Below are 1,385 nucleotides of genomic sequence, written 5' to 3' on the forward strand. Positions count from 1 at the left end.
TGATGGTCGTCGACATCGATCCCCAGGGCAACGCGTCGACCGCGCTCAACGTGCCTCACTCCTCCGAGGTGGCGTCGGTCTACGATGTGCTCCTGGACGAGATGGAGATCCACGACGTTGTGCAGGACGCCCCAGATGTGGACAACCTGCAGGTGGTCCCCGCGACCATTGAGCTCGCAGGCGCGGAGATCGAACTGGTCTCCTTGGTGGCCCGCGAGCAGCGGCTGGCCAAGGCCCTGGACCGTTACTTCGCGTGGCGTGAGGAGCAGGGACAGGAGCGTCTGGACTACGTGTTCATCGACTGCCCGCCGTCCCTGGGCCTTCTGACCGTGAACGCCTTCGTGGCCGCGGTGGAGGTTCTCATTCCGATCCAGGCGGAGTACTACGCGCTCGAGGGTCTGTCCCAGTTGCTGAAGAACGTGCAGATGATCCAGAAGCATCTGAACCCGCGGCTGCAGCTGACGACGATCCTGCTGACGATGTTCGACTCCCGCACGAACCTGGCGGTGCAGGTGGCGGAGGAGGTGCGGGAGCACTTCCCCAAGGAGCTGCTGCAGACGGCCATTCCACGCAACGTCCGCATCTCTGAGGCGCCGAGCTATCAGCAGACAGTGCTCACCTACGACCCGTCCTCGGTGGGCGCGGCCGCCTACCGCGAGGCCGCCGCGGAGATCGCGAAGCGAGGAGCACCTGTTCCACTCGACTGAAGGCAACCGGATCCGCTTGATCCTGTAGCGGAGAATCGGCCCGGACATCGCTCAGATGTCCGGGCCGATTCTGTTTCACGTGAAACCTGGCAGTGACACTGTGCCTGCGGGGCATGTGAAGCAACGTGCAGGCGCAGGTGGGGAGGCGAGGGGGCGTTATCAGCGGCGGGACGGCAACGGCGGAGAGTGTGGGCAGTACGCGGTGATCCCCTGCCGGGCCGAGCGGATAGATGCCTCGCGCCGGTAGGAGGCCACTGGTGGACACGTCGTCGGCAGGCTGATCGTCGAGTCTGGGTAAGCCAGTCACGTGACTCCTGCCGGCCTGGAGGCAGTCAACGGATTGGCAGAGCAGTGATCGGACGCTTGGCCTGACAGAAGGGCCGTCTCTCAGAAGGCCGGTGCCCGGTGTCCCTGCGACGGGCCTTGGCTCTGAGGAGAGCGGCGGCCCTGAGAATGACGGCGGCCCTGAGAATGACGGTGCCTCTGAGGAGGGCTGTGAGCCTGAGATGGACGGTCGTCCTGTAGCGGACGGTGGACCTGAGGAGACACTGGGCGATATCTGCCGAGGCTGCCGTGTGCGGATTCTTCCGACTGCGATGGAGGTGGCCCACGCCTGAGACGCTCCCCTCCACCTGTCTACAGGGCCGGCAGAAACAGCCTCTCGTGCGTGCCAAGGCA

The 1,385-nt window shown here is 65.1% G+C and carries 1 protein-coding gene; it reads left to right on the forward strand.

Annotated features, from left to right (window positions below; all coding sequences use genetic code 11):
- A partial coding sequence (locus MLY01S_RS11865; protein ID WP_067192443.1) for a ParA family protein occupies positions 1 to 707 on the forward strand: 707 nt, incomplete at its 5' end.
- Between the last annotated feature and the right edge of the window lie 678 nt (positions 708 to 1,385).

This window comes from Micrococcus lylae NBRC 15355, assembly GCF_001570885.1.
Classification (GTDB): Bacteria; Actinomycetota; Actinomycetes; order Actinomycetales; family Micrococcaceae; genus Micrococcus; species Micrococcus lylae.